Origin of the sequence: Burkholderia sp. Ac-20379, from assembly GCF_017104645.1 — a bacterium.
GTDB lineage: Bacteria > Pseudomonadota > Gammaproteobacteria > Burkholderiales > Burkholderiaceae > Burkholderia.
The window spans coordinates 1-26252 of record NZ_JAAGPF010000088.1 but is presented as its reverse complement, the minus strand read 5'-3'; the positions used below and the strand labels follow the sequence as shown (position 1 = coordinate 26252).

Here is a 26252-nt window from a genome sequence, read left to right as displayed (position 1 = left end):
TGCCGCGGCTTGGCCGCCGCCACATAGACGAGCGGCACCCCCGCCGCCTGCGCGCTCAGCGGCGGCGTCGAGCCGGTGCCGCCCAGGTCGATCTCGCGCGCGGCGAGGCGCCGGCCCGTCTCGCGCCCTTCGGCGTAAGGCACGAAACGCACGAAGCGCACGTCGGCCGACGCGGCGTCCGCCCACGCCAGCGCCGCGATCTGCAGATGCAGGTTGTTCGGGTGCACGCCGATCCGCAGGCTCATCGGCTGCCTCGTCGGCAGCCGGTGTCATCAAGTCGTCGCATCCGGTAAGATCCTCGCTTTAGTGAAGAAAAATCGATCAGAAATTCGCTATAGGGAATTCTATTTCCTGATAGCGAACGCGCTTAATGATCATTTCTCTTATCGTTATCGGATTTGGTGCGCTACGCGCGTGCGCGAAAGGCGCACACTGCGTCCGGCACAACCTGGGAGACGCCGCCTATGACAGGCATGGCCAACGAGATCGACGAGGCATTCGTGGCGCGGCTGCGCGCGCTGGTGGCCCGCGCGGGCAGCGCCAGCGCGCTGGTCAAGCGCGCCGGCATCTCGACGAGCGGGTTCCACAAATATTTGGCGGGGGCCGAGCCCACGCGCCGCGTGCTGATCGCACTGGCGCAGGCCGGCGGGGTGCAGCTGGACTGGCTGGCCACCGGCGCGGGCGCGATGGAGGCGGCGCCGCGCGACGCTTGGCCCGACAACCATCTGACGCTGCTGCCGCTCTATTGCGACCGCGATCCGGCGGAGGCGGAGGCACAGGCACGGGGCGACGCGGGGCCGCTCGGCGACGCGCAGCAGGACAAGCTCGTGCAATTGGCGTTCTGCCGCGAGTGGCTGGCCAAGCACGGTTTCGATCCGGCGCATCTGGCGACGATCCGGGTGGCGGGGGACGGCATGGCGCCGACCTTTCGCCACGGCGACACGCTCGTCGTCGACACCCATCGGGAGACGGTGACCGACGGCGAGATCTACGTGGTGCGCGACAACGGCGCGCTGTTCATCAAACGGTTGCAGCGCGGGCTCGGCGGACGCGTCACGCTGCTGTCGGACAATCCGCGCTACCCGGCGCTGGAGGCCGAGCTGGGGCAGCTCGACATCGTGGGCAACGTGATCTGGCGCGGGGCGCTGCTGTAGCGCCCCGAATCGCTTAGTCCTCGAACGTGATGAACTGCGCCGAGGACCACACCTTCGCATCGTCGCGCTGCCGCCCGAACAGATACACCGGGCGGTGACCGAACGCGGCATTGACCGGATCGATCTCGAGGCTGCCCGACAGCTCGGCCGGCAGCGCTTGATCGGTCAACCGTTCGATGGCGACGAACAGCTCGGTGCCGCCGAGCCGGTGCAGGCTGGCGCCGGCCGCCAGCAGATCCGCGCCGCGAATCTCGTGGCGGAACGTCGGCGCATGCGCGAACGGGTTGCCGGCCAGCGGGTCGCCCACCTTGATGAAGCCGTCGATGGTGCCCTCGACCACGATCGTGGCATCGGCCAGGCCGTCCACTTCGATCTCGACGCTGTCGGCATCGCCATAGGTGTCGCTCGCGAAACCGATGTCGGTGGTGCCCGCGCGCCAGGCGGCTTCCTCGAGGTGCTCGAAGCCGTTCGAGCTGAAGCTCTGGATCGTGCCGTTCAGCACGCGGATCGTGCCGCGCCAGGACGCCCAGCGGTAGCGGTCGCGAATCCGCGCGCCGCCCCAGCGAACCCGGATGCGCCGCTTCGCGTAGCCGAGTTCCGCGTGCAGATCGCGCTCCCAGATCACGCCGGTGTGGTCGTAGGCCGCCACGTATTCCCAACCCGCCTGGCCGAGCAGGCGGTAATCGAGCGTGGCCGGCCCGCGATGCCGGAACGCATCGCCTTGCCGATGATCGCCGCAACGCACCAGCAGCGCGCTGTGCTCGCCGGTGGTGGCCCAGGTGTGACGGGCGCGCAGCGCCTCGCCGATGCTGCGGCGATCGAGCGATTCGGCCAGCACGCCGGTCAGGCCGCCATGCACGCCGAACACCTGCACGCCGGGCGCGCCGCCGCCGGGGCGGCCGCGATGTTCGTCGCCGCTGGCCGCCACGCCAAGCTGGTAGCCGCGCTCGATCACATCCTGATAGAGCCAGCCGAAATGCCCCCAGGTCGAGGCGATCTCGACGAGCCGCTCGAGTTCGGGGTGATGCCAATCGGGAATGTAGCGGCGCCCGCCCACGTGCGGCATGACCAGGTGCTGCGGCGCCTGATCCGCATAGGCGTCCCACAGCTCCTCCACCGGCCAGCGGCCCAGGTCGACGGCCGTGCCCTTCATGTCCTCGTTCCAGACCAGCGTGCGGTTGTGTTCGCCGCGCGCGTTGTAGGGGAAGCCGGGGCGCTCGTCGCCGAGAAACACCACGTTGTGATCGCCGCCGGCCGTGGAGCTGCCGCACCATTCCTGCACCGGGTAGACCACGAATTCGCCCGGCTGGTTGAAGCGCTCGACGGCCTCGACGCCGGCCTGCCAGTTCGCATCGGTGATCTGGAAATCGTTGGCCGTGTAGCCGAGCACGTCGATGCCGCCGATGTCGCGCGCGTAGGCGGCGTTGTAATCGGGGCTGTTGGTGCCGACGGTGTCGTGCGCGTGCACGTGCAGATCCGCATACCAACTGCGCGGCGCGGGCAGCGCGGCATCGAGCGTCAGGTGCGCTTCGGCGGGACGGATGCCGGGCTGGCCGCGGACCGCGGCGACGATCCGCAAGGTGCCCGCGTCCACCGGCAGATCGTCGATCGAGCAGGTCGCCCAGCCGTTGGCCTGCAGCGCGTGGTCGCGCCGGTACACGACGCGGCCTTGCGCATCGCGCGCGATCACCTCGGCCGTCGCGCCGGCATCGCAGCAGGCGTTGCCCCAACGATCCTGCAGCGACAGCCGGAACGACACCGGCGTGCCCGGGCGCGCGAAGCGCGGCCCGTTGAGCAGCACGGCGGCGGCGGGCCCGGCGTGCACGTCGATCGAGATGTCGCCGGGCACGGCGACGAAGCGCGACGTGCCGAGCGGATCGACATAGAGCCGGAAGCGGAAATTGTCTTCGACGAAAGTTTGCACGCGCGTGCCGGGGCCGCGCCGGCGATCGCCGAGGCGGATCACGATCCGGTCGCCGGCATGGATGTAGCCGTCCACCACGTCGACGATCACCGCTTTCTGGAACGGCCGCTCGTGGCCCTTCTGATCGAAGCGCACGTTCAGCGACTGCACCGTCGAGGGGCTCTGGCCCGGCACGAGCGGCGCGGCGTGATACTCGGCGCTGACGTAGTTGGCGGCCGTCGGGTCGCTGGTCTGGAACAGCGCCCAGTCGGAATAGAACTTGAACGTCGCCTTGAGCCAACCGCCGTCGGCGATGCCCGAGGCGCCCACCGTGTAGTCGAGCACGATCTCGCCCCAGCTTCCGGCCTCGAGGCGGCTGACGTTGCAGGTGACGTGGCCGCCGAACGGCAGCCGCTTGCTGCGCTCGTACAGGCCGGCCGGCGCGGTATGCGGGCCGATGCGCTCGCGCAGCGCGGCGGCGCGGGCGTCGATACCGTCGTCGGTACCGGGGGGCGGAGTGAGGGAGTCGGTCATCGTGGTCGAGTCAACAAGGCGGGGAGGGGCGGGGTATCAGTGGGCGAACGGCCAGGGCGCGGCGGGGTTCCAGACCGGCAGGCCCAGATACGCGTACCAGGGCGCCATCACGCACAGGCCGTAGAGAATGCCGATCAGCACCGAGCCGGCGCCCACCTTGGCGTAGTCGCTGGTGGAAAACGCGCCGCTGCCGTAGGCGATCACGCCGGCGGTGATCTGCGTGGGGAGCAGATAGGCGAAGCTGTCGGTGTCGCTGATCAGCATCGTGAAGGCGACCGGATGCAGGCCGAGGCGCGGCGCCAGCGCCAGCGCGATCGGCGCGATCATCGTGACCGCGGCCACGTTCGACAGCATGCCGATCCGGATCACGTGCGTGCCGACCATCACGATGCCGATCGCGAGCCACCAGCCGTAGCCGTGCGCGGCCGAGCCGATATGGCCGGCGGCCCATTGCGCGAGGCCCGACGAACTGATCGCGGACGACAGCGACAACGCGCCGCCCAGTAGAAACAGCGTGCCCCACATGGTGCGCGATTCGATCGCGTGCCAGTCGAGGCCGCCCATCACGCCCGGCGCGAACAGCAGCGCGAGCGCGATCAGCGCGACGATCTCGGACGGCAGGCCATGGAACGGCTCGGCGGCCCAGGCCAGCGCCACCAGCGCGAGCATACCCATCACGCGCCAGTCGCGCGGCTGCGCCGGCGGCAGCGCGGTGCGCATCGCGGCGATCGCCGCGCGGCCGCCCGGCAGCGCCACGTTGCGCGAGCGGAAATAGGTCTGCACCCACCACTGCGTCAGCACGAACATGCCGAGATACGGCCATTGCAGCTTGAGCCAGGTGAAGTACGAAATGCGGATGCCCAGCTCCTTCTCGAGCAGGCCGGACACCACCATGTTGGGCAGATGCGCGGTCAGGATGCACATGCCGCTGATCATCGCGCCGTAGACGATGGTCTGGATCACGATCGCCTTGCGCGCGTCGCGCTCGCGCGGGCTGTCGCCGAACAGGCGCACGATGCCGTTGGTCACCGGCAGCAGCGCGGCGGCCCGGGCGTTCGCGGCGGGCACCACCAGCGACAGCAGGAAGTTGACCGCGAACATCGCCCAGATCACGCCGTTGGCGGTGCGCACGCGCAGCCGGTTCAGCAGCAGCAGCGCCAGCCGCCGGTCGAGCCCGCAGGCCTGCATGATCGCGGAGAACAGGAACGCGGCCACGCAGAGGAACACCACCGGCGCGGCGAAGCCGCTGGCCGCCTTCGGAAAATTGGGGGCCGCATGCGACAGCACCAGCAGCATCGGCAGCAGGATGCCGCTGACCCCAACCGGAATCGCCTCCACCACCCAGACGATCGCCACCCAGGCCACCACCGCGAGCGTGGCCTGGCCGCTGGGCGTCAGGCCCGGCACCGGCGGCAGCCACCAGCCGATCGCGAAGAACGCGAGCCACGCGGCGGCGAAGCCCAGCCGGGCGCGCCACAGCGCGGCGGGTGTCGTCGGGCCGGCGTGCAGGCCGGCCGGCGAGGCGGAAAGACCGGGGGCGGCCGTGGGCGGCGTCATCCCGGTGTGATCGTGTGGCACTTGCGTTCTCCTGATTGTCACGCTGTAATGCGGCCGGCCGTCGGCCAATGCGGTGAGACGTCATAATACGTATTAATACAAGTTGGCGATCCATTCGCTTTTCATATCCTTATTCGCCTGGCGGGAAAGCCATCGCCCGGGCACTCGACACGACGATGACGCTGATCCGAGAAGACGCTACCGCCCTGTATCAACAGATCGCCGCCACGTTGCGCGACGAGATGGAGCGGGGCGTGTACGAGCCGACCGGGCGCCTGCCGTCCGAAACCGAGCTTGGCGCGCGCTTCGGCGTCAGCCGCGTCACGGTGCGTCTGGCGATCGGCAGCCTGGACGAGGCCGGCCTCGTCGAACGCAAGCAGGGCAAGGGCACGTTCGCGACGAAGCGCCGCTTGCGGCACCGTCTCGACGTGCTGCGCGGGTTCTACGATTCGCTGGCCCGCCAGGGCGTGACGGTGAAGATGGAACTGCTGCGGCTCGACGAGTGCGAGGTGCCGCCGGGGCTGCGCGAGGCGTTCACGGCGAACGTGGAACGCTGCGTGTATCTGGAGCGGCTGCATCGCGTCGACGACGAGCCGGTGGCGCTCGCGCAAACCTGCCTGTTGCCGGAAGCGAGCGTGACGTCCCGCGCCGAGGCCGAGACGCTGCCGTCGTACGAAATGATCGAGCGGGTGGCGGGCTGGCGCATCGCCGACGCGGAAATGACGGTGACCGCGGTGGCGGCGCAGCGCGGCGTGGCCGAGCACCTCGGGGTGGCCGCCGGCGCGCCGCTGCTGGTGATGCGCCGCACGACGCGGCTCGACGACGGCCGCGTGTGCGAATCCACCGTGTTTCACATCCGGCCGGAGCGTTACGAATTCGTCGTGACGAGCGGCGTCGAGGGCAAGCTGGTGCGCTGAGGGTGCTGAGGGTGCTGAGGGTGCTGAGGGTGCTGAGGGTGCTGACGCCGATGCGCCATCGGCGTCAGATCCCTGCCTGTTCGCGCAAATACGCGAGCAGCGTTTCCCGCATCGGGTGCTCGACGAACGGGTTGCGCCGCACGACGAAGCGCCACGACGCGGCCATCTCGCCGCCGCGCGCGAGCCGCACGAGGCGCCCGCTGCGCAACTCGTCGGCGATCAGCGGCAAGCGCCCGAGCGCCACGCCCGCGCCGCCGAGCGCGGCGCCGATGACCTGGCTGAAGCTGCTGTAACGCACCACCTTCGATTCGAAATCGGCCGGCAGGTCGAGGCGCTCGCGCCATTCCCGCCAGTCGATCTCCGGGCTGTTCCGGTGCGCTTCCTGCAGCAGCCGCATCCGGCAGAGCGCGGAGGATGCGACCGGGAGCAATTCCGGGCTGCAGACGGGAACCACGGTTTCGCGCAGCAGCACGTCGTCGTCCGGCTGCAGCCGATCGCCGCTCACGTGCACGATCGCCAGATCGGCCTTGCCGCGCGCGAAATCCGGTTCGCCGTCGTGCAGTTCCGCGTAGATCGAGGTGGCCGGATGCCGCGCCGAGAACCGCGCGAGACGCTGGGCCAGCCACATCGACGAGAACGGGCCGTTGGCGACGACCGTGAGCTGGCGCGCCTCGCCCCGGATCTCGGCGCACGCCGCTCCGATCAGTTCGAGCGCCGTGCCGGCGGCCGCCAGCAAGCGCTCGCCGGCCGCCGTGATGCGGATTCCGCCCAGCCCCGTGCTGCGTTCGAGCAGACGGGCACCCAGCCCGGCCTCGAGCGCGCGGATCTGATGGCTGACCGCGCTGGTCGAGACATGCAGCTCGGCCGCCGCGCGCGCGAAACCGCCCAGCCGCGCCGTGGCTTCGAAGGCGCGCAATGCGTTGAGGGGCGGGAGATAGGGCATGCGGGGTATGTTAATTCACTCAACACCCCTTGAAAAACTATCTTTTGCCGCCGTTTCCGGCAACGCGTAAGGTCTCCCGGAACGCGATTCCGCTCGGAGCACACGATGTATTTCGACACCCGCCTGTGGGCGATGATGGCCGGCATGCGCTGGCGCGTCGCCGCCGCCATTGCGCTGGGGCTGTCGGCCATGCTGGCCGGCATCCTGCGCTTCATCCTGCTCGGCCGCCTGCTGGCGCTGGTGTTCGCCGGGGCGCCGCTTCGCAGCGTGGCCGTGGCCGCCGTGCAGACGGCGATCTGCGTGCTGTTGCGCGCCTGGCTCGAGCACCGCCGCGCGGCCGTCGCGCAGCGCACCGCCGCGCGGATCCAGGCGCATCTGCGCGAGCGGCTGTTCGACCGGATCATGCAACTGGGGCCGGCGTGGTTCAGCGCCGAGCGCACCGGCGGCGTGATGCTGGCCGTGGTGGACGGCGTGGAGCAGTTACAGACCTTCTTCGGCGCCTATCTTCCGCAACTCGCGATCGCGGTGTGCGCGCCGCTGATCATCTTCGCCACGCTGGCCTGGTGGGATCTGCCGACCGCCGCGGTGCTGCTGGCCGCCGCGTTGATCACGCTGGCCTTGCCGCAACTGGTGCACCGCGCCGACCAGCGCGCCGCCATCGCCCGTTCGCGCAGCTTCAAGGCGTTCGGCGAGGAATTCCTCGATGCCGTGCAGGGCCTGCCGACGCTGAAATCGTTCGGCCAGAGCCGCGCCTTCGGCCAATCGCTTGCGCTCAAGGCCCGCGCGCTGTCCGACAGCTCGTTCTGGGTGCTGGCGCTGGGCCTGCTCACGCGGCTGTTCACCGATCTGGGCACCGGCCTGGGGGCGGCCGGCGCGATGGCGCTGGGCGCCTGGCGCGTGACGCACGGGCAGATGAGCCTGGAGGCGCTGCTGATCGTCCTGATGGCCGGCAGCGAGATCTTCCGGCCGCTGCGCGACCTGCGCGGCGTGCTGCACCAGGGCATGATGGGCCAGTCGGCGGCCAACGCGATCCATGATCTGCTCGAGGCGCGCAACGCGCACGCGAGCGCCGCGCGCTCGGGGCGGCGCGTGCCACAGCTCGCGCCGTCGCTGGCGTTCGACGCGGTGAGCTTCGCCTACCCGGGCCGGCAGGCCGGGGCGCACGACGCGCTCAGCTTCGAGGTGGCGGCCGGGGAAACTGTGGCCATCGTGGGCCGCAGCGGCGCCGGCAAATCGACGATCCTGCGGCTGTTGCTGCGGCAGCACGATGCGCAGGGCGGCGCGGTGCGGATCGGCGGGCACGACGTGCGCGAGCTCGACATCGATCAGGTGCTGGCGATGACGGCCGTGGTGGCGCAGGACGCCACGCTGTTCGACGGCAGCATCGCCGACAACCTGCGGCTGGGCCGTCCCGACGCGTCCGACGCGGCGATGCAGGCGGCCGCGCGCGCCGCGAATGCCCACGACTTCATCGCCGCGCTGCCGCACGGCTACCAGACGCAGGTTGGAGAACGCGGCCTCACGCTCTCCGGCGGCCAGCGCCAACGCCTGGCGATCGCCCGCGCGCTGCTGCGCGACGCGCCCATCCTGCTGCTCGACGAGGCGCTGTCGTCGGTCGACGCGGAGAACGAAGCGCTGATCCAGCAGGCGCTCGACCGGCTCCGGCGCGGGCGCACCACGCTGGTCCTGGCGCATCGGCTGTCGAGCGTGGTGGGCGCGGATCGCATCCTGGTGCTGGAGCAGGGCCGGGTAGTGCAGCAGGGGCGGCATGCCGACCTGATCGACGCGCCCGGCCCCTATCGGACGCTGATGGCGCCGCAACTGGAGGCCGCGCGCGACGCCGTCCCGCTGACGCCCGCCGCCGGGCCGGCGCGGCAGGCCGCCTCGGCGCCGCCCGCGCGCACGCTGAACGACGATGCCGCGCACATCGGCTGGCCCGAAACGTGGGGCACGCTGCTGCGCTTCGTGGCGCGCTGGAAGGCCAAGGTCGGGCTGACCGTGGCGTGCGGCATCGGCCGAACGCTGGCGTTCATCGGGATCGGCATTGTCAGCGCCTGGGTGCTGGCCGCCGTCGCGACCGGGCGGCCCTACCACTCCCTGCTGCTCGCACTGGCCGGCCTGGTGCCGCTCGCGGCGATACTGCACTGGCTCGAATCGTGGCTGGCGCACGATCTGGCGTACCGCTTGCTCGCGGAAATGCGCATCGCGCTCTACGCGACGCTGGAGCGCCTCGCGCCGGCGGGCTTGCTGCGCCGGCGTTCGGGCGACCTCGTGGCGCTGGCCACGCAGGACGTGGAGACGGTCGAGTATTTCTATGCGCACACCCTGGCGCCGGCGTTCGTCGCCGTGTTGATCCCGCTGGCCGCGCTCGCGGCGCTCGCCTGGGTGGCCTGGCCGCTCGCGCTGGTGCTGCTGCCGTTCCTGCTGTGGGCCGGCCTCGCGCCGGTGCTGGCGAGGGCCGGCGTCGACCGGCTCGGCGCGCAGGCGCGCGCGTCGCTGGCGCTGCTGGGCGCGCATCTGACGGAAACGATTCAGGGCATGGCCGAGCTGGCCGCGTTCCAGGCCATCGCGCAACGTCGCGCCGCGTTCGCCGCCGAGGTGCAGGCTTACCGCGAAACCCGCCTGCGCCTGCTGGCCGATCTGTCGCGGCAAGCCGCGACACTCGATGTGGCGAGCGGCCTGGGCGGCCTGGCCGTGGCGGCCATGGGCGGCTGGCTCGTCGCGCAGGGCGGGTTGGCGCGGGAAATCCTGCCGCTCGCGGTGCTGATCGCGGCGGCGGCGTTCTCGCCGGTGGGCGAGATCGGTCAGGCGGCGCGCCAGTTGGCCGACACGGTGGCCTCGACACGGCGCCTGCGGGCCGTGGAAAAAGAGCCCGTGCCGGTGGAGGACGGCAGCCAGGACGCGCCCGACGACGCGACGCTGCGCTTCGAGCAGGTGCGGTTCACCTACCCGGGCCGGGCCGAAGCGGCGGTCGACGAACTGAGCTTCGAGGTACGGGCGGGCAGCACGGTGGCGTTGGTCGGCGCATCGGGGGCGGGCAAATCGACGATCGCGAACCTCGCGCTGCGGTTCCACGATCCGCAACACGGCCAGATCCGTTTGGGCGGGGCCGACGTGAAGACGCTGCGGCTCGATGCCCTGCGTCAACGCATCGCGCTGGTTGCGCAGGATACCTACCTGTTCAACGACACGCTCGAGGCGAACATCCGGCTGGCTCGGCGCGATGCCTCGCCCGAGGACGTTCGGCGCGCGCTGGAACGCGCGGCGCTCGGCGAGTTCGTCGCGCGGCTGCCCGATGGGCTCGCCACCCGCGTGGGCGAGCGCGGCGTGCAGTTGTCGGGCGGGCAACGCCAGCGCATCGCGATCGCGCGCGCGTTTCTCAAGGATGCGCCGATCCTGATTCTCGACGAGGCCACCTCGCACCTCGATACGCTCAGCGAGCAACAGATTCGCGCCGCGCTCGACGGCTTGATGCGGAACCGGACCGCCATCGTGATCGCCCACCGGCTGTCGACGATCCGCCAGGCCGATCTGATCCTCGTGATGGACCATGGCCGCGTGGTGGAAGCCGGCCGGCATGCGGCGTTGCTGGCCCGGCAGGGCGCCTACGCCCGGCTGGTGGCGCATCAGGCCGGAGCCGTGGCGGCTTGAGCCCGGCGACCGGCCGGATCGGGAGCGCGGGCGGCGGCGCCTAGCCGCCGGACACTTGCGTCGCGTCGCGATTGAACCACTTGGTCGAAATCGCCTTCAGCGTGCCGTCGCGCCGCATGTCGTCGAGCGCCTTGTCCACGGCGGCCTTGAAATCGGGATTGCCCTTCTTGAACGGGAACGCCATGACGTAACCGTATTTCGGCAACGTGGCGCTGGCCTTGATCGGCAGATGCGATCGCTCGATCAGATACGCAATCATCAGTTGATCGTTCAAGGCCGCGTCGATTCGCCGGGACGCCAGATCGCTCATTTCCTGGGTTTGATCGGAATACGTGACTACGCTTACGCCGGGCTCCGATTCGGCGATTTTTTGAAACAAGCCGCCCAGCACCGTGCCGATTTTCAATCCCTTGAGTTCCGCCAGCGAACCGAACGATCGCGGGTCGTTGGCCCGTTGCAGAAGCTGCGGCGCCGATTGCACGTAAGGCGTGCTGAAATCGACGGCCGCCTGCCGCTCCGGCGTGATGGCCACTTCGTCGGCGACGATATCGAAGCGCCCGGACGCGATCCCGGCGAACATGCCGGAGAATTCATTGCCCAGGAATTGCGCCTTGACGCCGAGTCGCTTCGCCAATTGCCGGGCGACATCCACGTCGAAGCCGTCCATCTCGCCGTTCGGCGCGCGGAAGCTGAACGGCGGATAGGTGCCCTCGACGGCGACGCGCAGCGTCCCCGAACGCTTGACCGCATCGAGCAAAGGATCCGCGCGAACGTTGGAGACGAGCACCGCCGCGAGCGCCCCGGCGATCAGCCAATGCCGCTTGATTTTTTTCATGTTCGATCTGACTTTCCACGTAAAGACAGGCGTGCCCGGAATGGGCTTTTTATAAAGCCTGCGCATTCAAATTGATGGAAATCATACGCAATGCTTATAATCTGCCGATCCATTGTTTTGTTATTTGCAAATCGTCAATCCAGTCATGCTTTCTTTTTCCGGTTCGATTGAATATCGGCGCTGCAATAGCGGCGTTTTCGCTCATATCCAATTCCAATTGGGCGGCGCATGACGCATCGTCCGAAGCGAAACGGGGCATCGAATCGGGTTGAGGTGATTGAGGTGAACACCGCCGAATTCGATTTGACGACGATCACCATCGACGCCATTCAAAGCGGATTGCTGAAGGGCCGCTTCACCGCCGAGGCGCTGACCCGCGCGAGCCTGGCCTGGATCGCGCGCCTCGACGGCACCTACAACGCGATGGTCTGCATGAACCCGGCGGCGCTCGACGAGGCGAGACGGATCGACCGGCTACGCGAAACCGGCGCGCGATTGCCGCCGCTGGCGGGCGTGCCGGTGGCCGTCAAGGACACCATGGATGTCGCCGGCCTGCCCACCACGGCGGGATGGTGGAAGCTGCACGGCCCGCTGGGCGGCACGGCGCTCGTGCCGTCGCGCGACGCCACCGTGGTCGAGCGGATCAGGGCGGCCGGCGCGGTGATCCTCGGCAAGACCAATGTCCCGATCCTGGGCTGCTCGGGCAGTCACGCCAACAACAGTTGGGCCGGGCCGACGCTGAATGCGGCGATGCCTGACCGCGTTCCCGGCGCCAGCAGCACCGGTTCGGCCACGGCGGTCGCGTGCGGCATGGCCGTCGTCGGGCTGGCCGCGGAAACGGGGGGATCGATCCAGAACCCGGCGTCGGCGCAGGGGCTGGTCGGCATCAAGCCGACCGTCGGCCTGGTGCCGGCCACCGGCACGTTTCCGCTCTCGAGCCTGCGCGACGTGATCGGGCCGATCGCGCGCACCGTGCGCGACGCCGCGCGATGCCTGGACGTGCTGGCGGGGTACGGCGGCGACGATCCGAACACCTCGGCCGCGCTCGGGCACGACCCGGGGGCGGGGGGCTACACGGCGGCGCTGTGCCCGGATGCGCTCGCGGGCGCCAGGCTCGGGCTGTACGGGCCGGGATGGCGCCCGCAACCGCTCTCGGGCGAGGCCGCCGCGCTGTATGCGAATGCGCAGGCCGAATTGGTGCGGCTCGGCGCCACGCTGGCCGAGGATCCGTTCGCGGGCTCCGGGTTCGCCGCGCTTCGGCAACCCACGCCGCCCACCCTGAATTTCGATGCGCGCGGCCTGGAATCGCTGGCCCACGATCTCGATCGATACTTCTCGCGCTACGGCCCGGGCGCGCCGATCCGCGGCTTCGACGATTTCGTCCGGCTCGCGGCTGACCCGGCGTGGTTCGCGCCCGACGGCTTGCTGAGATTCATGCCGCACCTGCCGGCGTTCGGCTGGACGTCCGAGGCCGCTGCCAGCGCGCCCGATATGTCCGCGTTCCTGGCGGTTCAGGCGCGCTACACCGCGTGCCTGAACCGCGTGTTCGACGCCCATCGCCTCGATGCGCTGGTGTTTCCGCAGATGCGCTCGGAACTGCCGGGCCTGCACGCCGGGCGGCCGATCGAGGAAACCACGGTCGACGAAATCAATATCGGCGGCTTTCCCGCGGTCACGATCCCCGCAGGGCGCTACGCGTCGGGCGCACCGTTCGGCTTGATTTTCGTGGGGCGGCATTGGAGCGAGGCGGGGTTGCTGGCGCTGGCGCATGCGTACGAGTGCGGGAGCGGGAGCGGCCGGCGCGGTTTCGCGGTTGCGGACGCGCCGTAACGCGGCGAGCATCGTATCGGCGAAGGTGACAATGACGCCGCCGGCCAGGTTCGCGGCGAAGTTCTGAATGCCCGCGATCGATTCGCGTGCTGCCGGCCGCCTTGCCGTCAAGCGTGTCGCCATGCGGCGGCGCAGGCGCTGATCGACAGCCTCCCGGCGCCGGCTCGATGCCGAGCGCCAGGACACACCGACGTCTCGGCTATGCGATCGAGGTAGGCGCCGACTGAACCGATGCCGCCTCGGGCGTCGCCTGCCGATAGCGCTGCGCCATGCGTTCGACCCGCTCGGCAAAATCGGCACGCATGCTGGGCGGAGACAGGACTTCGACGGTGTCGCTTTGGCTGAAAAGATAGTTGCGCAGCGAAACCGATGGGCGAACCTGCGCAGCGATCACGAACGATTCCCCGTCCTCCGCCCATTCAACGACGTGCTGGCTCTCGTCGAGCCGGAACTGGTTGAGCGCGTGCTCGAAGGCCGAACGCTCGTGGCGTCCTTCGCGGGCATGCACGCGTAGTTCGAGCAGAACGGGCGGTTCCGGTTTGAAGCCGGCGATGCCGCTGCTCGCCAGGAACGCATCGAGATCGCTAGCGGGCATCGCGACGCTCGGCTCGTCACGCACCTTGACGGACTGCATCCGGTCGAGCCGGAACAGACGCGTGCCGTTTTGCGATTCGGCGACGAGGTAGAAAATGCCCGCATCGTCGATCAAGCCGAACGGCGAGAGGTTCGCATAATTTTTCGGCTTCGCGCCTGGCTTGAGGGGCTGATAGCACAGATGGATTTTCCGGTCTCGCATGAGCGCGTCGGTGACGCGTCGATAGATGTCGGGATCGATCGCGGGAAGCAGGAGGGGCCGCGCGCTGGCAATGCGCGCGATCTTCGCGTTCCACGTCTTGCCTTTCCTGGCGTGTTCGGAGCCATTCATGTCGAGCGTGGCCCGTGCCTGCGCGAATCGCGGCGCCAAGGCCTCCATGATCGCCCCCGGCAACTGGCGGCCGGCGATGCGCTCCAGCGCGAGCAGCGCGATCGCCGTGTCCACGTTCATTCGCCAGTCGTTGCTCAACGTCACCGTGTCGCGCACCTTGAACCAGCGCGCGGCGTTCGTGTTGCCCACGTGCCCGACGTAATCCGGCATGGCGTTCATCACGCGCCGCACGCTTCGTCGCGTGGGGAGATCATCCAGGCGCGCGCTCAGGTGGCGATACACGTCCCCGTGGCGCATGCCTCGGGACGCGGCGTCCGCCGTATTTTCCGGATCCTCGACGTAGGGAAGAATGGCAAGCAACGCTTCTTGAATGATCATGTGGTGGCGGGTTTTACGCATGGCGCTCAGAAGTGTATCGGATACGGTTTCAACCCGTTCGAGCGCCCGCCGGCGGCGCGGAGCGCGAACCCGAGGCGTTGCAGGACATCGAGCGCCGTGCCCTGAAGCGAGACCACGCGGCCGTCGTCGTGCCCGGCGTCGTGCAGGTTGATGCGCACCAGCGGCAAGCGCAGGCTTTCCGAAAACATCCGGACCGTGGGCAGTGCGGTTCCCGCGCCGATTTCGATAACGACCGCGTTCGCCGGCAGGCCACGCCATTGCTCCATGCGAAGGCGCTGCGCGTTGGTGCGTGCGACGACCCAGGAGGGATCGGAAAACAGCAGGAAATTGGGGCGCGCCGGGCCGCCGCAATGAATGCAGCGCGGCGGCCGGCCGGGCACGATGCAATCGGGTGCGGGCCACGTCACGGGGGAGCACGGGCGGGCGCATTGAAAGTGATGGAGGCTGCCGTGGCACTCGAGCATGCGCGCTTCCTCGAAGCCGGCGGCCTGAAACAACCCGTCGACATTACTGGTGTAGACGAACGCGCCGTGACGTTTCGTTGCGGCCCAATGACGAAGCAGCGCGTAGCCGTCATGAGGCACGGTGGCGCGGCATACGTCGAGCGCCCGCCCGAAGAACCGCCAGGCGTCGCGCGGCTTCGCCGTGAAGCAGTCCCCTTGCGTAAATGAGCCGACCTCGCCCTCGTGCATACCGGCAGGCAATAGCGTTTGCCAGATGCCGTTCGTGCCTCGGAAATCGGGCAGATTGGAATCCACGCTCATTCCGGCGCCTGCGGTGATGACAAGCGCATCGGCATCGGCAATCCATCGGGCGGCGCGCGCAAGGCTGGTGTGGGTGATCGACATGGTTCGGCTCTCCGTGCTGGGAAAAAGCCGAGAATCCATGCGAATTAGGACAGAACCTGTCCTGATCGGGCGGGCGTGGCGTGCCGGTCACATTCGGCCGATTGGGACGCGCGATGTCTCAATTCATCGCGATACTCCGCTTTGCCGCACCCGGCTTCGAACGGCGGATTGTTCGACGCGGCATTTTTCAAGAAGCATGGCGTCATGCCGTTATTACGCCCAGCGATGCCAGCGTTTTGATCCGGCATGCCGGCCTATTTCGAATCACGGAAACTTCTGCATGATCAAGAGCGATTATCTCGGTAGCGATGAAGTACAAGCTTTCGTTGCATGGATCGGCGCGCGTCTCGACGATGCCACCTTCGCACACGCCTACACCCGGCGCAGGGACGGCACCGCATGGCGGTGCGGCAGTTTGTACGAGGCATACCTGAACTACGCCTGGCACGCCGTAGCGCTGCCGGAGTATGGCCTTGCGGCCGGCCAAGACTTCGCGTCCAATTTCGGCGTGCTCGACACATTGCAGAAAGCGTTGCGCGACGGCCTGGAGCAAGGCGACAACCCTCGCGTGCTGAGCGCCGCGAAGGCCCTGATGGCATGGGGCGGCGTGACAAACCATAACGTGACCTGGCTCATCGAGATGGGCGACGATCTATGCCGCGCGATCGGCGAAGTGCGCGACGCGATCCATTCGGGCGATACCGAGCATCCCGTGTTTCAGCGCAGCGAACTGCGCTTCACGTCGGGCATGAGCAAGATCTATTCGCTGGCATGCGACGACTTCATCATCTACGACAGCCGGGTGGCGGCCGCGTTGTGTCGGGCCGTGGTGCTGTTCTGCCGCGAGACGGGGCGCAGCCAGGTGCCGAGTGAACTGCGCTTTCCGTGGGCGGCAGCCAAATCCGGACCGAACGCGGCCAATCCGCCGCAACGCAATCCCGCCGAAGGCAGCTACCGGTTTCCTCGTCTGAGGCGAGGGCGCTATTACGCGAGCTGGAACATGAAAGCGAGCTGGCTACTGGCCGAAATCGCATCGCAGCGTGAATTCGATCGAAGCGCGTTTTCGCGTCTGGGTTCGAAAACGCAGCAAATGCGTGCGATGGAGGCCGCCTTGTTCATGTTCGGCTACGACCTGGCGGATGGCCCGATTCGCGATAGCGATGCCGATACGAATTGTCCGCCGCCCGGTGCTTGGAACATGGCGGCACAAGCGGATGACGCACCGCGCGAGGACGCCTGGACGCAATGTTGGACGCCAGCCAGACGCATTCCATTCGAGTATCGCTTGGCCGCCGCGACGGCGGGTATCCAAACACGTGCCCCCGACGGCACCTCACCGTTCGAGTTAAGCGATCAGCAATTGAATGCGACGCTCCAGTCTTTGAACGATAAATTCGAAGATCGGCCATTTCCGCTTGCGAACGATGTCGTCCTCGCGGCAAATGACGACGCGCCGAAAGGCTTGGGAGCCGTACTTAAACAGGCCACCAAGGAAAGCCCCGGCTTCGCCAGCCGCCTTGCCGCCGTGCTGGAATCCATCGATGTATTCATTGCCCAGCCGCGGCAAGCGGGCGGCAGGCACTGGCGTCTGAATCGCGAACTACTGGATGTGAGCGGTAGCGGCCGCGTCGATCTCAGGCCTTATCTCGACGCATTGATCCAGGGCGACTGATCGAATGCGGGAGACACACGCGCCAAATGCGGCGGCATCCAGGCGGGCGCCAACATGAATCGCGATTCGGATCTCGCGCGCGCAGCAGCCTGGCTGCGCGAAGCCGACGGCCTGCTCGTGACGGCGGGTGCTGGGATGGGAATCGATTCCGGCTTGCCGGACTTTCGCGGGAACGGCGGCTTCTGGCGAGCCTATCCCGCCCTTCGGCACCACGGATTCTCGTTTGAGGACATCGCCAATCCCGCCGTGTTTTCGAGCGATCCCCAGCTTGCCTGGGGGTTTTATGGGCACCGTCTTTCGCTGTATCGCACGACCGAGCCGCATCCCGGCTTTCGGGTGCTGCTGAAGTGGGCGTCGCGCATGACGCACGGCGGGTTCGTGTTCACGAGCAACGTCGACGGCCAATTCGAGAAGGCCGGCTTCGCTGGCAGCCAGATCGAAGCTTGCCACGGAAGCATTCACGCATTGCAGTGCGTCGAGGCATGCACGGACGACATCTGGCCAGCCGGCGAACTCGAGCCGCACGTCGACGCGACGACCTGCCGGTGGCAAGGCGTGTTGCCGCGTTGCCCGCACTGTGGCGCGCTGGCCCGGCCCAATATCCTGATGTTCAGCGATTGCAACTGGGTCGACCGGTTCGCGCAGGCTCAGGCTTCGCGTCGGCAGCGCTGGTTGCGCGGCGTGGAAAGGCTGGTGGTGGTGGAATTGGGCGCCGGCACGGCATTGCCGACGGTACGCCGGTTCAGCGAGCGGCACGGGCCGCGCGTGATACGCATCAACCCGGGGGAGTGCGAGATCGATCCGGCATGCGGCCTTGGCATCGCAATGGGGGCTTGGGCAGCCTTGCAGGCCATCGAGGCGCGGCTCGGCTAGGACCGAGCGCGCCCGTCATGCAAAGCGGCGTGCGCTCAACCTGGGTGCGAAACCGAAGCGATCGCATCCCGCCGCACTTTTTCGATGTACTTCCCCAAAGCGAGCGTGGACAGGATACCTGCTGCGAATGTGATGGCAAAAGCAGCAAGCGTGTCGAGTGCCGAGTTGTTGTAAGGCATCGTGATGTGCTCCGGTGATGAGGTTGTGTCCACGCACTACCGCGTGACAGTCTGCATCGTAGGGAGTCAACCGGACATGGCTTGTCCGGACCGTGGAAAATCCGGGTGTATTCGCCGCGTGCAAGACGGCCGGAACGCCCGCGGCCGCCATAGGCGGCCGCGCGGTTCTGACCTGCGTTCAGGATTGCGCCAGATAGCGATATTGCCCGATGCGCAGCACTGTTTCCTCATGCCGGTTGGCGTAGTACACGGCCAGCAGGTTTGACGCGTTGGCGGTCAGGTAACTCCAGTTGCCTTCTTCCAGCCGGAGTTCCTTGAACGTCTTCGCATCGTCCTGGCTCACGAGCAGAGATGACCTGCTCTTCGAGCTGAAGAGACTGATGTCCCGCAATGGAAAGCAATCGTCGACAAATTGCTGCGTTTCCCGGGATTCCCATTCGTAGCCGCTGTCCGACGTGAGGATTCCCGAGGAGACAAACATCAATCCGCCGTTCGCACCCGCGAAAACCGGGGATGCGCCAGACAAGTACGAGCGCTGGCTGGTGCCCCAGTTACATTTCTGCCACGATTTCGCGGCACCGTAATACATGACGAACGGCGGCTGCTCGGGCTTTTTCTTGTCGCGCATGTACGACCAGTCGTATTTGCAGAACGCCAGCAAGGCGTTGCGGCCGGGAAGGGCGCAAATCATTTCGATCTCCACGCCGTCGTCGGTTCGCGGCGTCGCATCCCAGCGCTCCCATGGGCCATCGAGATCGCGTGCGCAAAATACGATGGTTTCCGGGTAGGAGCCCGTCTTGGTGGTGTCGGAAAAGAAGCCTTTCTCGACATAGCTGTAATTCCGGTACTTGGTCGCGCTCCACAACCACATGCCATTGAAATATACGATGTCTTTATAAGACAAACGCCCGTCATTCAAGGACAAGCGGGTGTTGTTCGCCGGCGCCGGACCCACGCTGTGTTTCCATGACAGCGCGTCGCTCGAGTAGTAGCAACCTTCTCGGCGCGTGCCGCGCGTCAGCTCGCTGTTCCACACGATCCACAAGCCATTGACGATGACGAGCTTCTCAACCCAGACGGTGTAGTCGGGCACATCCAGTTGTACTTGCTGCCACTGCACACCGTCTTCGCTACGATAAAACTGGTCCTTGGAATCGATGCGGGCCACCACGAACCAGATCCTGCCGTCGGTCTTGATCGCGGTGATATGTTCGGGCGGGCAGGGCGGATTTTCGACTTGCTGCCACTGGATGCTCAGCATGGACGGCTCGCCGTCCTTGACGACAGCGACCGATTGTTTTTCCAGTTGCTCCAGTTCGCGCTTTTTCAGCGAGTCGACGCGTTTCTGCTCCTTGATCTTGAGCACCGACGAATCGAAATCGCCTTTGGCAAAAAATTCGAGCTGTGCGGCAACGTCGTCGCACACCGAGGAAAACGATCTCAGCGATTGATCCACTTGCTCGTAGTATCGCTGGAACTGATCGCTCCATTCCTCATTGTCGGTGGAGTCGTCCAGCACGTAGTCGGTGTAGCTGATCGCGTCCGAGAACTCGAACGACGGCATGTTCCAGCGCGTGATCTGGCTGTTTGCCTTATAAAGTACGGAGCTGTGCTCCGACAGAAAATCACGCGCCTTCTGACGGTACGCGTTCAGGCTCGACAGCGCCGATCGTCTTCCCGCGCTGTACACGGAGGAGCCGGCCTTGTCGACCAGGTTGCTGAGAAATCCGCTGTCCGACGACGGAAAGTAAACCGCGTATTCCATCGCTTTGATATACACGCTGCTGTTTTCCGACATAAGTCGTATATTGGCCCAGCCCGTCGCGTTCAGCTGTTTGAAAATATCCGCATAGCACGGGTCGAAACGCAGCTCGCGATAACGAATCACGTTCTTCCAGCCTTGCGTGACGGCGGCGAGCTTGTTCGCCGCGTCGAGTATCGCAGGCGGTTCGCTGCTGCCGACGATCAGCATCAGGTTCGGCAAGCTCGCCTTCAACTGCGCCAGCTTGAGCATGCCGAGCACGATCTTGATTTGCGGGCTTTCGATTGACTTCTGGGCCAGCGTCAACAGGAAGAACGCATCGAGCAACCAGGTGGTTTTCTTGTCTTCGTCGTCGAGCAGCGCCTGCATGATCGGCTGGCACTGAATTGCCTTGCGCGGATTGTCGGCCAACGCAGCGACATCCCGCATCAGGTCGGACAGACCGGCCCTTTCCCCCAGCATGCAAATGAACTCGCGTGCGATGGCGTTCAGCGCCGCCGCATTGTCCACGCACAAGGCCAGCAATAGCAGGTAGTGGCGTCTCGATTCCTCGCTTTCGCAGGCATCGAGGAAGCTGTGAGCCTGGATTTCCGGCAAGGCGGACACCAGCGCCACGTGCTCCGGCGCCGTGTCCAACTCGATCGCCTCGGGCTGGGCGTTCAGCCCGTGCTGTTCCCGATAGAGTTCGATCGCAAGCTGGCTGCCACCGACGATTTCGCAGATCAGATCGCGGATGCTGTAGGTCGCGGAAAGCCCGGCCAGCTCCTGGCCGAAAAATTTCGAGATGATTTTTTCGCGCGCGAGATCGTTGCTGCACAAATCCGGATCGCCGATCATATCGGCGATCTTTTCGTAGTGATCGGACAGAAAATACAGTGCGTTGAAGCCGACGCCGGAAATGGTTTGCTGGATATATGCCGAGTCGATCGGCTGCTCATCGGTCGACAGCGCGATGATCGTGCGGTAGTGATCGAGGCCGACAAAGCCGATCTGATCGATCAATTCGCTGACGAAATCCAGCAAGCGGACTTCCTCGTCGCAATTGATATTCAGCTTCTCCAGCGTCGTGACGAGGTAGTTCCCGACATCGCGGCCGGTGAGCATGGCCGCCTGGTGCTGGAGCCGGAAATCGTACGCGAGCCGCAGCACCAGCAAGTGCTTCGGGATCGGCAGGAAGCGGCGCTTGTTCGCCTCGATATTCAACGCCCAATTGTTGAAGCTCGCGTTGTTCTCGACATGGCGGAGCCGCTGATCGATTTTGTCGACGGCCTGTTCGAGAAAATCCCGTGTCTCGATGATGTACCCGTTCATCGTGCCGAGATTGTTGCGGATCACGGCGATGCTTTGCGCATTGATCAGGTTTTGTTGCTGCAATTGCTGAAGATAATGCCAGGAAAAACGTTGCATCTGCAGCATGTCGGCTTGATTCAACGCCTGGTTCTCGCTGGTCTTGCCGCTGATGGTGCTGGCGAGCCGTTTGAAGAATCCGGCTTCCGATTGTCGGGCCAGGCGCTCCTGGCTGGCGGTCACCAGCCGCGATGCATCGAGTGCCAATTGCTGCGTGATGGCGGCGTTGGCCCGGTGTTTGTCGACGAGTGCATTGATCTGTGCGAGTTCCGAGCTATCCAGCGGAGCCTCGAAAATCTGCCGTTGTTCGGTCAGTGTCGCTTCATTCATCGTTTGATCTCAGAGGTTATTGATTTTGTTTTTCAGGCTCGCGCTTTGTGCCTGCATGGTCTTGATTTGCTGCGCGAAATGCCGTTCGGACAAATAGAGTCCTTTGTGGAAATCGGCATAGTAATCTTGCGAGCGCTGCAGATACTGCAATGCGTCGTGCATGGCCACGCCGTTCCCGACGACCCGTTCCGTGGCGTCCAGCGTGAGTCGGAAATTTTTCTCGACGTGGTTGTCGAGCGCGATATTCATGGCCAGCGAGGTGATCATGCCGCCCACCAGGCTGCCGATCAGCATGCCGACCGGCCCGCCCAACGCGCCGATCGATCCGCCCACCGAGGCGCCCACCACGGCTGCGCCGGTTTGAAAGATGTTCTTGCCGGTACGCGTTTCCAGCTCGTCGCGCGTCATCTTGCCCGCGGCGAACAGCACCAGGCATTGCACCAGATCCACGGCGCAGATGGTGGCGCCCGCAATGGTGCCGCTGGCGAGGCTGGTCTGGAACGCGGAACCGGAAAACAGCGCCGGCAGCGAACGCGCCGCCACGCTGACGCTGGCCGTGGCCGCCCCGGCTTTCAAAGCGCTGTCGCCCGCCGCGATCGCGGTGTCGCGCAAAATCCGAAGTGCTGCCTGTTCGGCGTCGAGTTCGCCGTTGCGCACTTGCTTGATGCTTTGAAACGTGTTGATGCAGCCGGCCGTCACCGCCGTGATGACGGCGGCGGAACCGGCCGCGCGCAGGCTTTGCTGAAGCGTGGCTTTGTTCAGATAACCGTTCTGCATTTTTTCGTGCAGATCCGTGCCCTGTCGGGTGCCGGCGCCGAGTTGTTCCGCCTCGGCTTTGCTGAGCGGGGTGGATTGCACGCCGTCCACCTCGAGTTGACTGGCCGTGTTGTCGCGAACCTTTTCCGCCGCGCGGGACACTTCCGGGCGGGTCTGCTGATTCTTCAGCGCCGCTTTGTGCGCGGATTCCTTGATGCCTGGGGTTTGATCCGACGGCCCGATGAAGCGATCGGTGTGTTCGTAATGGTGAACGCCGTCCTTGGTCGAGCGGAAGGCTTTCTGCGTCGCGTCCGCATCCTTGTAATACTTCAATTGCGCAGTGAGTGCTTTTTTTCCATCCTTCATCACGACGATGTCGTGCGTCGAATCGTTGCGCATCAGCGGCGAGTTGCGGAAGGTGTCGGTGAATGCCTGGACGTCCTTGTCCTTGAGAATGGCATCCAGATTGAACGATTCCGCGTGAAAGGTTTCCGCGGCAAACCCGCCCTTGATCGCGTTGTTTTGGGCCGTTCGGGAAATCGTGCTCAAAAGGCTGTTTGCCTGATTGATTTCCCCCATCATCTCGCCGATCTTCTGCGTGGCCTGCGCCGGCCAGATGGGACATGCACTGATCGACTTGACGACGGTTTCTTTGTACTCGCGGTTCATGTTCGTTCCTGGTTGAGGCATGGCGACGCATACAGTGCATGGCTGCGATAATCGGCGGTTTGTCCTATGATCGCGGCGAGATATGTCATGCGTTCGGGGCTATTTATTATGGATTTTCAACTGGACACGGCGTGTCCGGTTCCGGATCTATCGTGAGCGGGTGATCGGAATCAAGGATTTTTTTACCCTAAAAGATGTGCTTTGCCCATGCTTACACCGGAAGAAAAAACTGTTCTAGATGTGATGGCGTCGCAGTCGCAACGTGCCTGGCCTTCGAGCGAACTCAAGAGCGCCGTGCTGGCCCGCCTGCCGCAATTAGGCGAAAAGACCGTGCGACGCCTGTTCGTGAAATTGCAGGACGCGTGCTTGATCCAACGCGACGGCGATGGGCGCAATACGACATGGACACTGCTCGCGCGCGGCCCGCGCGATTCGATGCGGCCGCCGGTCGATCTTTCGCTGGCTTTACTGAAACTGCGCCAGTTGGCAAGGCACCACGTTCCACCTGGCGTTATCGGCGATTTCCAGGAATATCTTGAGGGCGCCAATCGCGTTTTGGGCGTGTCGCCATCGGATTCGCGCATCCGCAGTGCGCAAGCGTGGATCGGCAAGACCGCCCGGGTCGAGCCCGGTTATCCGATGCTCGCGCCCGAGATCGGCGATGCCGTGTTCGACACCGTATGCGCAGCGCTGTACCGGGACGAATCGTTACGGATTGCGTACCGCGTCGCCGATCCCGCCGAGGGTGGGCTGCGCGATTATCTGGTGCTGCCTTATGCCATCGTGGAAAAGGCGCCGTTCTGGTATTTGGTGGTGAGCCTGCGCCGCTCGAGCGGCGCACAAGGCGATCCGTTTCTGCTGCGCATGGATCGCATTGCCGCGGTGGAGCCGTGCGGATACGACATGCAGCGCGACGCGTCGTTTGATCTCGCCAAGTTCATTCGCGCCGAAAAGATCTTCGAATGGTTTCCAGAGCCGCCGGAGCCGGTGGTGTTGCGGGTGTCGGAGCCCAACGGCGTGCGCAGCCCGTTCCGGGCGGCACGGCTCTCGGACGATCAAGTGATCACGGAGGAGCCGGGCGGTTTCTTGTTGAGTGCGACGCTGACGCCCTCGCTGGCATTGCGCAATCTGCTGCTCGGGCATGCAGCGACGGTGGAATTGCTGGCGCCCGCGCAGATTCGCGAGCAGATCGCGCGGGACTTGGCGGCGGCGGCGAGCCGATATGGGCGTGAGGCGATGTTGCCCGTCGATGTTGGATGACTCCGCACCATCTGTCGCGCGGAGGCATCGCCTGCCCCTCACGGCAACGGCAACACCCCCAAAACCGCACCGCCGCCCTGCCCATGACGCACCCCATCGTGCGCCACCGGCAACGCGGCCAGCAACTGCCCGATCAGCGCCCGCGCATTGCGCTGCAGATAAAAATGCCCGCCGTCGAATTCGCGCAGACAGCAATCCCGCGAGCTCTGGTAATGCCAATCCTCCGCCTCCTCGCGCGTGACCTCGGGATCGTCGCGGCCGACGAACACGTCGATCGGCAGCGGCAGGCGCACCGTGTCGGGCGCGGGCCGGTACGTCTCGATCAGACGGTAATCGTTGCGCACGATCGGCAGCACCAGCGCGCGCAGGTCGTCCGATTCGCGCAGCGCGGAAGCGGTGCCGCCCAAGCGCAGCAGTTCCTCGCACAGCTCGGCGTCGCCGGCCGCGTGCCAGTGGCCCGGGCGATGCCGATGCGGGGCCTCGCGCGCCGACACGGCGAGCCGCCGCGGCAGGCGCGTGCCGCGGCGCAGCAGTTCGACGCACAGCTCGTAGGCGATGGCGGCCCCCATGCTGTGGCCGAACAGCACGTAGGGCAGATCGGCCACCTCGGTCATGGCGTCGGCAAGCCGGGCCACCAAGTCCGGCATCGCATCGATCATGGCGTCGTCGATCCGTTCCTCGCGCCCCGGATACTGCACGGCGAGCAGTTCGACCGCGTCGGGCAGCAGCGCGGCCCATTCGCGGAAAAAACCGGCGGTGCCGCCCGCATGCGGCAGGCAGATCAAGCGCGCGCGGGCCAGCGGGCGGGGCGCGTCCTTGCGGAACCAGGCCGAGCGGAGCGGGCGGGGGGAGAACATCAGGTTCATCGTGACAGGGCCTCGTCGAGGTGAGTGGCGATTTCGTCGGCGGACAGTGGCGCGCTGTCGGGCGGCGCGATCGAGCGCGGCGCGCCCAACTCGGCGGCCAGTTCGCCCCAGGCGCGCGCCGCGCTCAGCGTGGCTTGCTGACGCGCGCTGTCGGGGCGGCCGGCCACGATCGCCGCATGAAAGCCGAGCAGGGCGTCGCGCGCGGCATCGCCCCAGACGCGTTCGAAGGTGTCGTGGAAACTCGGCGCGGCGGCCGGCCCGAGGATCGAGGCGACCGGCGCGTCGAGCGCCGGATGGCGCGCCGACAGGTCGAGCACGCCGTCGCCGCGGCGCTGCAGACGCATGCGCGGCTGCCAGAGCAACTGGCCGTGGCTGCCGGTCAGCATCAGCGTGCCGCCGTCGGTGCCGAGCGAAATCTGATGGAACAGATGGATATGGTTGTCGGGATCGGCCGGATCGAATTCGTTCTGCACCCGCAGCGTCAGCGGCACGCCGCCGATGCGGCCCGATACGCTCGAAAACGGCCCCTGCGCGCCGTCGGCCGCCGCCTGCATCGCGAACGACCACGGGCGCAACTGGCCGAGCGCCTGGCCAAGGATGTCGATCAGCGGATACATCACGTGGACGCTGCAGGCGGCGTCCACGAACAACGGTCGGCAGCGCGTCAGCACGTGCCGGCTCGCCGCGATGAAGCGCGCGACGCCGGCCACGTGCGGATAGAAGCCGTTGAGGCGGTAGCAAACGCCTGCCTGCCGCGCGCGGCGCAGCAGGTCGGCCAGTTCGTCGTGATGGACGGGCTGTTCCTGGATCACGTGGATGCCGCGTTCGAGCAGCGCGGCGGAGATCCGCGCGCCCGCGCCGCCCACCACGCCGGAGCGCACCACCACGCAGGCCGCGTCGATCGCGTCCGGCAACGCTGCCACGTCGGTGTAGAGCGGCACGCCGCGCGCTTGGGCACAGCCCCGCGCGAACGCGCTGCCGCGCGCCAGGATGCCAACCAGCTCGAAGTGCTCGGGCGCGGCGGCCAGGCCGTTCAGATAGG

18 protein-coding genes and 1 pseudogene are annotated in these 26252 nt (G+C 66.4%); 7 read left to right on the top strand and 12 right to left on the bottom strand.

What is annotated here, in order from left to right:
* Positions 1-245, bottom strand: a pseudogene (locus G3N92_RS14115) (hypothetical protein); the annotation flags it as partial.
* Between the two features lie 219 nt (positions 246-464).
* Between G3N92_RS14115 and G3N92_RS14110 the strand changes: the two are divergent.
* Positions 465-1154 (top strand): LexA family transcriptional regulator, encoded by a 690-nt coding sequence (locus G3N92_RS14110; protein WP_206128144.1) that lies wholly within the window; start codon positions 465-467, stop codon positions 1152-1154.
* A gap of 13 nt (positions 1155-1167) precedes the next feature.
* Here the strand turns inward: G3N92_RS14110 and G3N92_RS14105 are convergent, their stop codons facing one another.
* Both G3N92_RS14105 and G3N92_RS14100 read right to left on the bottom strand, forming a co-directional pair.
* On the bottom strand, positions 1168-3591 hold the full coding sequence (locus G3N92_RS14105; protein ID WP_206128143.1) for a hypothetical protein: 2424 nt from the start codon (positions 3589-3591) through the stop codon (positions 1168-1170).
* A 36-nt stretch (positions 3592-3627) separates the two neighbouring features.
* Positions 3628-5169 (bottom strand): DASS family sodium-coupled anion symporter, encoded by a 1542-nt coding sequence (locus G3N92_RS14100; RefSeq protein WP_339385915.1) that lies wholly within the window; start codon positions 5167-5169, stop codon positions 3628-3630.
* 155 nt (positions 5170-5324) lie between these two features.
* On the opposite strand from G3N92_RS14100, the gene G3N92_RS14095 reads away from it, so the two are divergent.
* Positions 5325-6065 (top strand): GntR family transcriptional regulator, encoded by a 741-nt coding sequence (locus tag G3N92_RS14095; RefSeq protein WP_206128142.1) that lies wholly within the window; start codon positions 5325-5327, stop codon positions 6063-6065.
* A 64-nt stretch (positions 6066-6129) separates the two neighbouring features.
* Here the strand turns inward: G3N92_RS14095 and G3N92_RS14090 are convergent, their stop codons facing one another.
* On the bottom strand, positions 6130-7008 hold the full coding sequence (locus G3N92_RS14090; RefSeq protein WP_206128141.1) for a LysR family transcriptional regulator: 879 nt from the start codon (positions 7006-7008) through the stop codon (positions 6130-6132).
* Between the two features lie 105 nt (positions 7009-7113).
* Between G3N92_RS14090 and cydC the strand changes: the two genes are divergently transcribed.
* Positions 7114-10659: a thiol reductant ABC exporter subunit CydC gene (cydC, locus tag G3N92_RS14085; RefSeq protein WP_206128140.1), complete on the top strand. Its 3546-nt coding sequence runs from the start codon at positions 7114-7116 to the stop codon at positions 10657-10659.
* 40 nt (positions 10660-10699) lie between these two features.
* On the opposite strand, the gene G3N92_RS14080 is transcribed toward cydC, so the two are convergent.
* The gene (locus tag G3N92_RS14080) at positions 10700-11560 is read right to left on the bottom strand and encodes a transporter substrate-binding domain-containing protein (protein WP_241014781.1); all 861 of its coding nucleotides are present in this window, start codon (positions 11558-11560) and stop codon (positions 10700-10702) included.
* A 216-nt stretch (positions 11561-11776) separates the two neighbouring features.
* Between G3N92_RS14080 and G3N92_RS14075 the strand changes: the two genes are divergently transcribed.
* Complete coding sequence (locus tag G3N92_RS14075) at positions 11777-13324, top strand: amidase (RefSeq protein WP_339385914.1); 1548 nt, start codon at positions 11777-11779, stop codon at positions 13322-13324.
* Between the two features lie 199 nt (positions 13325-13523).
* Here the strand turns inward: G3N92_RS14075 and G3N92_RS14070 are convergent, their stop codons facing one another.
* Both G3N92_RS14070 and G3N92_RS14065 read right to left on the bottom strand, forming a co-directional pair.
* Complete coding sequence (locus tag G3N92_RS14070; protein ID WP_206128139.1) at positions 13524-14648, bottom strand: WYL domain-containing protein; 1125 nt, start codon at positions 14646-14648, stop codon at positions 13524-13526.
* Between the two features lie 5 nt (positions 14649-14653).
* Entirely contained in the window at positions 14654-15496 is an 843-nt protein-coding gene (locus G3N92_RS14065) for a Sir2 family NAD-dependent protein deacetylase (protein ID WP_206128138.1), read from the bottom strand.
* 280 nt (positions 15497-15776) lie between these two features.
* On the opposite strand from G3N92_RS14065, the gene G3N92_RS14060 reads away from it, so the two are divergent.
* The gene (locus G3N92_RS14060) at positions 15777-17168 is read left to right on the top strand and encodes a hypothetical protein (RefSeq protein ID WP_206128137.1); all 1392 of its coding nucleotides are present in this window, start codon (positions 15777-15779) and stop codon (positions 17166-17168) included.
* Positions 17169-17222: 54 nt separating this feature from the next.
* Positions 17223-18041, top strand: a complete 819-nt coding sequence (locus G3N92_RS14055; RefSeq protein ID WP_206128136.1) for a Sir2 family NAD-dependent protein deacetylase — start codon at positions 17223-17225, stop codon at positions 18039-18041.
* A 35-nt stretch (positions 18042-18076) separates the two neighbouring features.
* On the opposite strand, the gene G3N92_RS14050 is transcribed toward G3N92_RS14055, so the two are convergent.
* The 3 genes from G3N92_RS14050 to G3N92_RS14040 all read right to left on the bottom strand — a co-directional run bounded on the left by G3N92_RS14050 (position 18077) and on the right by G3N92_RS14040 (position 23084).
* Positions 18077-18220, bottom strand: a complete 144-nt coding sequence (locus G3N92_RS14050; protein WP_206128135.1) for a hypothetical protein — start codon at positions 18218-18220, stop codon at positions 18077-18079.
* 178 nt (positions 18221-18398) lie between these two features.
* Entirely contained in the window at positions 18399-21659 is a 3261-nt protein-coding gene (locus G3N92_RS14045; RefSeq protein ID WP_206128134.1) for a hypothetical protein, read from the bottom strand.
* 9 nt (positions 21660-21668) lie between these two features.
* Entirely contained in the window at positions 21669-23084 is a 1416-nt protein-coding gene (locus G3N92_RS14040; RefSeq protein WP_206128133.1) for a DUF456 domain-containing protein, read from the bottom strand.
* A 207-nt stretch (positions 23085-23291) separates the two neighbouring features.
* Here G3N92_RS14040 and G3N92_RS14035 point away from each other — a divergent pair, with 207 nt between their 5' ends.
* The gene (locus tag G3N92_RS14035; protein WP_206128132.1) at positions 23292-24344 is read left to right on the top strand and encodes a WYL domain-containing transcriptional regulator; all 1053 of its coding nucleotides are present in this window, start codon (positions 23292-23294) and stop codon (positions 24342-24344) included.
* 38 nt (positions 24345-24382) lie between these two features.
* On the opposite strand, the gene G3N92_RS14030 is transcribed toward G3N92_RS14035, so the two are convergent.
* Positions 24383-25201, bottom strand: a complete 819-nt coding sequence (locus G3N92_RS14030; protein ID WP_206128131.1) for an alpha/beta fold hydrolase — start codon at positions 25199-25201, stop codon at positions 24383-24385.
* A 5-nt stretch (positions 25202-25206) separates the two neighbouring features.
* On the bottom strand, positions 25207-26252 hold a 1046-nt coding region (locus G3N92_RS14025), incomplete at its 5' end, for a Gfo/Idh/MocA family oxidoreductase (RefSeq protein WP_206128130.1).

Excerpts from the sequence above, each read along its gene's own strand:
- G3N92_RS14040 (WP_206128133.1), bottom strand. The coding sequence starts at position 23,084 with ATGAACCGCGAGTACAAAGAAACCGTCGTCAAGTCGATCAGTGCATGT.
- G3N92_RS14060 (WP_206128137.1), top strand. The coding sequence starts at position 15,777 with ATGATCAAGAGCGATTATCTCGGTAGCGATGAAGTACAAGCTTTCGTT.
- G3N92_RS14090 (WP_206128141.1), bottom strand. The coding sequence starts at position 7,008 with ATGCCCTATCTCCCGCCCCTCAACGCATTGCGCGCCTTCGAAGCCACG.
- cydC (WP_206128140.1), top strand. The coding sequence starts at position 7,114 with ATGTATTTCGACACCCGCCTGTGGGCGATGATGGCCGGCATGCGCTGG.
- G3N92_RS14110 (WP_206128144.1), top strand. The coding sequence starts at position 465 with ATGACAGGCATGGCCAACGAGATCGACGAGGCATTCGTGGCGCGGCTG.
- G3N92_RS14035 (WP_206128132.1), top strand. The coding sequence starts at position 23,292 with ATGCTTACACCGGAAGAAAAAACTGTTCTAGATGTGATGGCGTCGCAG.
- G3N92_RS14080 (WP_241014781.1), bottom strand. The coding sequence starts at position 11,560 with ATGCGCAGGCTTTATAAAAAGCCCATTCCGGGCACGCCTGTCTTTACG.
- G3N92_RS14055 (WP_206128136.1), top strand. The coding sequence starts at position 17,223 with ATGAATCGCGATTCGGATCTCGCGCGCGCAGCAGCCTGGCTGCGCGAA.
- G3N92_RS14065 (WP_206128138.1), bottom strand. The coding sequence starts at position 15,496 with ATGTCGATCACCCACACCAGCCTTGCGCGCGCCGCCCGATGGATTGCC.
- G3N92_RS14045 (WP_206128134.1), bottom strand. The coding sequence starts at position 21,659 with ATGAATGAAGCGACACTGACCGAACAACGGCAGATTTTCGAGGCTCCG.
- G3N92_RS14070 (WP_206128139.1), bottom strand. The coding sequence starts at position 14,648 with ATGCGTAAAACCCGCCACCACATGATCATTCAAGAAGCGTTGCTTGCC.
- G3N92_RS14105 (WP_206128143.1), bottom strand. The coding sequence starts at position 3,591 with ATGACCGACTCCCTCACTCCGCCCCCCGGTACCGACGACGGTATCGAC.
- G3N92_RS14030 (WP_206128131.1), bottom strand. The coding sequence starts at position 25,201 with ATGTTCTCCCCCCGCCCGCTCCGCTCGGCCTGGTTCCGCAAGGACGCG.
- G3N92_RS14095 (WP_206128142.1), top strand. The coding sequence starts at position 5,325 with ATGACGCTGATCCGAGAAGACGCTACCGCCCTGTATCAACAGATCGCC.
- G3N92_RS14050 (WP_206128135.1), bottom strand. The coding sequence starts at position 18,220 with ATGCCTTACAACAACTCGGCACTCGACACGCTTGCTGCTTTTGCCATC.